Below are 6,409 nucleotides of genomic sequence, written 5' to 3'. Positions count from 1 at the left end.
GTCGCTGTGGCGAACCTTTGACCAGGCTGCGATGACCTGATCCAACTCGCCTGGGCTTTCATAGGCAAGCCCAAGGTTGAGCTGTGCCCATGCGTAGGCTTTGGGGTTGTCATCACGGGTGATGTTTGACCATACTTCGATAGCCTCAGAAATTTTACCCTCATTGTAGCGGCTTCTTCCAAGTTCAAACCGTTCTTGTGCAGTCATCTGTTCTAGAGGCTTATCCGGTGTTGCCACGTTTTTCTCCTCGGGGTTAGTGAGATAAAACTTATGTGTTACCTAAAATCTCACTTTTAAAGGTAGCAGTGTTGCCTCTTATGCAGAGGTAACACTGCATTATTCCCCACAAAAGAATAAAAAATAACAATAGTGGCATGTCAGCACAAAGCTAGAACAACTTTTCCCCGTCAGACGCCATTTTTGCTTGCTCAGTGATAGCCGCATAGTTAGGGCCTACCGCGCCGATCGCCTGGGTAAGGGGCACACCTGAGCCGTCACGTGAACCGTGCTCGGTCGGCAGGGAACGCGCCACACCGCCCGGCGTGCCAGCCTTTGCGGGGCCAACGCCAACCCACGCCAGTGCCAGCTTCGACTCTCCCGTTAAGAAACGATGCGCCCGCACGCCACCAGTCGCGCGGCCTTTCTGCGGGTACTCCGCTAGGGGAGTGACCTTCGCACTCGCCATACCGTCCTGCCCGTTCGTAACGGTCACAACTTCGGCGGCAGAACCCGGGGCGGTCACGCCGAGTGCAATTACCGCATCCTGCGCGCCCAGCTTAATACCGGCGATACCGCCGCCCGCGCGGCCTTGTGGACGAACCTTAGCCGCATCGAAGGTCAGAAGTTTCGCCTCCTGGGTGACTAACGTTAGGGCATTATCGTCGGAAGAGCACACGGTTGCGGCAATGACCGTATCCTTCGGCTTGAGCTTGATAACGTCCCACTCCGTCTGGTTCAGCGGATACTCCGGGTTCACGCGCTTAATCACGCCGTTCGCCGTTGCCAGCGCAAGTACCTCATTCAACGGCACAAGCCCCACCAGCTTCTCACCCTTTGCCAAGGCAACAACCTCGGTAGCTTTGACGCCCGTAGTCAATACAGGAGTTCCCGAAGAATCATCGAACACCACCAAATCCATGACCGAAAGGCGCACCATGCGACCTGTAGAGGTCACCGCACCAATCTCGCCCCGCGCCGTCGTGGGAACAATAGAGGTGAAGACGTCATGTTTAATGCGTTTGCCCGGATCAACTAGAGCCTCACGCATTGGTTTACCCACCGTGCGCCCCAGTATGCCGGAAGCTGTCAGCAGCACCCAACAGGGCTCATCGGCAATTTCAAGCGCCAACCCGAGGCTCTTCTTCGCCTTTGAGGCCCCGTTTGAGACAGCCTCAATCGCAGACTGCATATCGTCTTTCGTCTTCAAAACGGTACGGCGATCGTTACCGTACTTCTCGGCAACCTCGGCAAGCTCGTCAGATACCAGCTCACGCAGCGCAGAATCGGAACCCAAAATACGTTCCAGCTCAGCGATCTCCTGGCGTAACTTATCACGCTCAGCCTCAAGCTCAATGCGGGAATACTTTGTAAGCTGGCGCAGACGCAACTCAAGAATATAGTTCGCCTGAACCTCCGTCAGATCGAAGACCGCCATCAACTTCTCACGAGCCTGCGCGGTTTCATCCGAAGACCGAATAATCTCAATAACTTCGTCAATATCGACAATGGCAATCAACAGACCATCCACCAAATGCAGACGGTCCTTATGCTTACCCAGACGGAATTCGGTGCGGCGGCGCACCACCGACAGACGATGATCAATATACACCCGCAGAAGATCAAGCAGTCCCAAGGTCTGCGGTTGACCATTCACCAGCGCCACATTATTAATGCCGAAAGAATCCTCCAACGGCGTGTGCTTATACAGCGAGGCCAGCACAGCCTGCGGATTAAAACCGTTCTTAATTTCAATAACAAGGCGCAGCCCGTGTTTGCGGTCGGTCAAATCGACCACATCAGAAATACCGGTCAGTTTCTTGGCGTTAACGCCGTCCTTGATCTTTTCAATAACCTTTTCGGGGCCCACCATATACGGCAGTTCAGTCACCACAATGCCCTGTTTACGGGGGGTCACCTGCTCAATAGAGACCTTGGCACGGGTCTTGAATGTGCCGCGCCCGCTTTCGTAGGCATCCTTAATGCCGCTCAATCCGACAATCGTGCCGCCGCTGGGCAGATCGGGGCCGGGAATGAACTTCATAATCTCTTTGAGCGTGGCATCAGGATGCGCAATCAAATGTCGCGTACCCGCAATAACCTCGCGCAGGTTATGCGGAGCCATGTTCGTTGCCATACCCACCGCGATGCCGGTTGTACCATTGACCAATAGGTTAGGGAACGCTGCTGGCAGCACGCCCGGCTGCATGAACTGGTTATCGTAGTTCGGCACAAAATCAACAACGTCTTCGTCAAGATCCGCAGTCAGCGCCGTCGCTGCGGGAGCCATGCGTGCCTCCGTATAGCGGGCAGCCGCCGGGCCGTCGTCTAGCGAACCAAAGTTACCGTGCCCATCCACCAATGGCAGGCGCATCGCAAAAGACTGCGCCAAACGCACCATCGCATCGTAAATAGCGGCATCACCGTGCGGGTGCAGCTTACCCATGACCTCGCCGGTCACGCGGGCGCTCTTCACATGCCCCTTATCCGGGCGCAGCCCCATCTGCTGCATCATGTAGAGGATGCGCCGCTGCACCGGTTTCAGCCCGTCACGCGCATCCGGCAGAGCACGCGAATAAATAACCGAGTAGGAGTACTCCAAAAAGCTGGATTCCATCTCGGCAGAGACATCAATATCGACAATATTTTCGACAATATCAACCGGGTAATCTTCAACGGCGGACTTGCTGCGGCGTGCCATTTCTCTCCTTGAGGCGCACAATAATGCACCCAATGTGGGGTGGGCGTATTCGTAATTCTATTCTACAGGTAGCGCAGAAAAATCCGCCCAAATGCCCGTCAAAGTAGCACAGGCGGCATGTAAAGCACTAAGGTATAAACTACGGTGTCTGACAACGGCACTACACATGCGCACACGAATCTGCCTTATTACCTATGACCCTAAGGAGTCTTCATGACAGCGACCGCATATGATCCGCGGGAAAAGCTCACGGCCGATATCGAGCGTGCAGGTTTCTACCCAGATCTAGTGCGTGACATTGTTGATGAAGCCCTTGCCGGTTTAGAACCAGAATCCCATTTTGTGCAGGTTGAAACGCATTTCAGCCATAATAATTTGCATCGCCATATCACGGTTTTAGTTGTTAGTGGATCTTTGTTGATTCTGGCCCATTTAGACGACCAACATCTTGAAGAAGAAGGGCAGCAGACCGTAGCGCATGTGGGCGTTGAAGCGGTTAAGCTGAGTTCTTTGCGCGCCGTCACTATTAGTTACGGGTACGATAATCCGCAGGCATATAAGCCCGGAACGGTCCCCACCGAACTTTCGATGCAGATAGCATGGACGGGTTCGCTGCACCTGGAACTGGCACCCGCTACCTGCCCCGATCCGCACTGCACCGCAGATCACGGGTATAGTGGTGACGCCAGCCGAGAAGATTTAGCATTGCGCGTCTCGGCAACAGCGGACGGTCCCGAAGCTATCCTTCAAGCGCAGCAGTTCGCCCGCGCCCTACACCGCGCACATATTCAGGTAAGCGAAAGCCGCTGATATGTCTGAATACCTCGATTACGCTGGAAACCCGGTGCCCCCGCCACCCGCCTATGGAAGTAACAGCGTGGCAGATGTTTTCGAATCGGCAGCATCATTGGTAGCGCAGAGAAGCTTACCGCGTGCTCAGCATCCGTTGGATGATGAACCAGGTTTCAGCCTGGACGCAGACCCGCTCAACCTGGCACAACGACTAACTGAAGTTGGGGCTGACCCAAACGGATTCCGTAATATCTGCCTGATCATGGTCGATGGTCTGGGAGAACAACTGCTGCAAAGCTACGGATCTTATGCGCCTTATCTAAAAAAAACAGTCTCTTTAGGGGCATTGGATGCTGCATTCCCCACCACGACTGCAGCTTCGCTAGGCTCGTTGGGCACCGCCTCCGCGCCGGGGGCTCATGGGATTGCTGGCTACGAGGTTCGCAACCCCACGACGAATACCGTGATGAACCATCTTTCGGGGTGGGATAAGAACGTTGATCCGCACGCCTGGCAACCCCTGCCCACCGTTTTCGAGCGGTACTGTACCGATAGGCGCGTGGTGACGATTTCACTGGAGAAATACCGGGGGAGCGGGCTCACCGAAGCAAACTTGCGCGGTGGCGAGTTTGTGGGCGCAGCCGACTATAACGCTCGTATCACTTATGCCTGCGAACTTCTGGCCTCGCGCACACCGACCTTGATATACCTTTACTGGGGAGAGCTTGACCAAGCGGGGCATCGCTACGGTGCGGGAAGTGACGAATGGCTTGAACAACTTGAAGAACTTAATCTGGCATTGCGTCGCCTTGCCGAACGTTCCCCGGCGTGGGCTGGTATTTTCCTCACGGCCGATCACGGCATGGTAAATGTTCCGCAGGAAAACCGCATCGACTATTCGGCGACCAAAGAACTTCTGGAAAATGTTGCTATGACGGCGGGGGAACCGCGAGTAGTACAGCTCTATCTGCACGATACTTCACCGGATGCCCGTCGCCAGAGCGCACAATGTTGGGTTCGGCACTGGGGCGAGCACGCTTGGGTGCTAGACTCGCATGACCTGTATGAGCGGGGCTACTACGGCACGGTAATTCGTGATGCAGCGCGAGAACGAATTGGCGATCTGATCGTTTGCGCTCGTGATAATTATGCGCTCTACGATATGCGCCGCCAGAAGGAACGCGCCCTTGCCATGGTGGGGCAGCATGGCTCGCTGACCGATGCGGAGCGTCTTATTCCTCTGCGGTATCTGCCGACCTCCTAACGTCAAGGACGACAGGCTAAATTGTCTGTATCTTCAGGAATCCTAGTAAGAAATTACTACTATTTACGCCCGCCGAAAAGGATATCATCCCATGCAGGAATGCTTCGGCGCTGCTTCTTCGAAGAACTGGTCTTGTTCCCATCACGATTGTTTTGGTGATGCTCGCCCTTGGGCTCCGGAGTGTGATGAGCATGCTCGGGCTTTGAAGCCACAGAGTCGTCGTTGTCATGCTCATCAACGGGTTCAACTGACTGCGGGGTATCCGGCTCAGGCTCATACACTTCCGGCTCTTCCACCACGGGAGTAACCGGGCGTACCGAGCGGGCGCGTTCGAGAAGCTCATTGAGTTTACGTTCGTCACGGCTTTCGCCCTTCAAAGAAGAGGTAGGCGCATTAACGTGTACCGGAGTCGTATGAGTAGTCACAAGCCGCTGCTGCACCGGGGCGGTTGCCTCAGGATGTTCTTCGTGCTCTTCATCTTCGCCATCCAAAGAAGTTTTCTTAGCCGCAGCTGCCACCGCAGCCGGGCTTCCCATCAGGAAGTATGCTGCCTCATTTGATGCGTACAGCCCTTGATTAGCCGGGTTGTAAGTCCAACGAGCGGGGAACCGTACCTTTTCAGGCAGGTGGGAGCGTGCCTCATCGGAGAGCGCAAAGTCGGCTTCGACTCGCCACTGCCCGTTTTCTTTCTGCCGAGTTTCCCAATCCTGGGTGGCATCCTCAAAACCGTGCTGGTGCGCAATCTCGGCGATACGAGCCGCAAGGGTGACAGGAATTTGCCCTATGCCAGAGGCTGAATCACGCCGTCCCACTTTCACGTTTTGAGCGGCGCGAATAATGTGCGAGCGCTCCGCCACGATAGGCCACTCGTACCTGCGCACGCGTTCCGGTTCCCAACCGGATTCTTCAGCAATTTCTTCTACGCTTGCACCCTGTCGGAAGCGAGTTTGAATATCACGCGGACCGAAAGACCCCTTAGTACCTCGCCCGCGAAGCGGCTGGATGCGTCGTGCCTTAGTGATGCTTGTGCGCAGATTCGCGTCAATTGGAAGGAGAAACCTAGTGCCGTCAGCAGACTCAAGCACCAGATTTTCACCGTCATCATGTACGCCAATCAGACGCAATTCAAGCATAAGAACCTCCAAATTCATGGGTGGGGCAACACCACAACCATGCCGTTATGCCGGTTTAAAAACATAAAGTTACCTACCAAGGGTACCGTGAGAGCCGTAAAAAACGGTAGTAAAACCCCCAAAACATCGTGAAAAAATCCTAAATTGATATCTTCCAAGAGGCCTTTATGACGGCTAAAAGTTCACTAACTGCGTCCCGATTAGACAAAATGGGTATCAATAGTGAACAATACCTGCATGCCGCCGTCGCATAACACGCCGATATGTGATGGGGTACTACCTATTTAGACCACCGTGGGCGGT

The 6,409-nt window shown here is 54.6% G+C and carries 4 protein-coding genes and 1 pseudogene; 2 read left to right on the top strand and 3 right to left on the bottom strand.

The annotated features are described in order from the left end of the window. Together HMPREF2554_RS07570 and HMPREF2554_RS07565 are read right to left on the bottom strand one after the other, a co-directional pair. A pseudogene (locus HMPREF2554_RS07570) lies at positions 1 to 237 on the bottom strand (tetratricopeptide repeat protein); the annotation flags it as partial. Between the two features lie 151 nt (positions 238 to 388). Further along, complete coding sequence (locus tag HMPREF2554_RS07565) at positions 389 to 2,917, bottom strand: DNA gyrase/topoisomerase IV subunit A (protein WP_013398919.1); 2,529 nt, start codon at positions 2,915 to 2,917, stop codon at positions 389 to 391. 213 nt (positions 2,918 to 3,130) lie between these two features. Between HMPREF2554_RS07565 and HMPREF2554_RS07560 the strand changes: the two genes are divergently transcribed. Beyond that, on the top strand, positions 3,131 to 3,727 hold the full coding sequence (locus HMPREF2554_RS07560) for a DUF5998 family protein (protein WP_013398920.1): 597 nt from the start codon (positions 3,131 to 3,133) through the stop codon (positions 3,725 to 3,727). 1 nt (position 3,728) lies between these two features. Further along, positions 3,729 to 4,973 carry an alkaline phosphatase family protein gene (locus tag HMPREF2554_RS07555; protein ID WP_013398921.1) on the top strand — a complete coding sequence of 415 codons (1,245 nt, stop codon included), beginning with the start codon at positions 3,729 to 3,731 and terminating at the stop codon, positions 4,971 to 4,973. Positions 4,974 to 5,032: 59 nt separating this feature from the next. Here the strand turns inward: HMPREF2554_RS07555 and sepH are convergent, their stop codons facing one another. Next, positions 5,033 to 6,124: a septation protein SepH gene (gene sepH / locus HMPREF2554_RS07550; protein WP_013398922.1), complete on the bottom strand. Its 1,092-nt coding sequence runs from the start codon at positions 6,122 to 6,124 to the stop codon at positions 5,033 to 5,035. Between the last annotated feature and the right edge of the window lie 285 nt (positions 6,125 to 6,409).

The sequence above is a fragment of the Rothia sp. HMSC071F11 genome (assembly GCF_001809115.1).
In the GTDB taxonomy this organism is placed as follows: Bacteria; Actinomycetota; Actinomycetes; order Actinomycetales; family Micrococcaceae; genus Rothia; species Rothia dentocariosa.
This window is presented reverse-complemented; position numbering and strand designations above follow the sequence as displayed.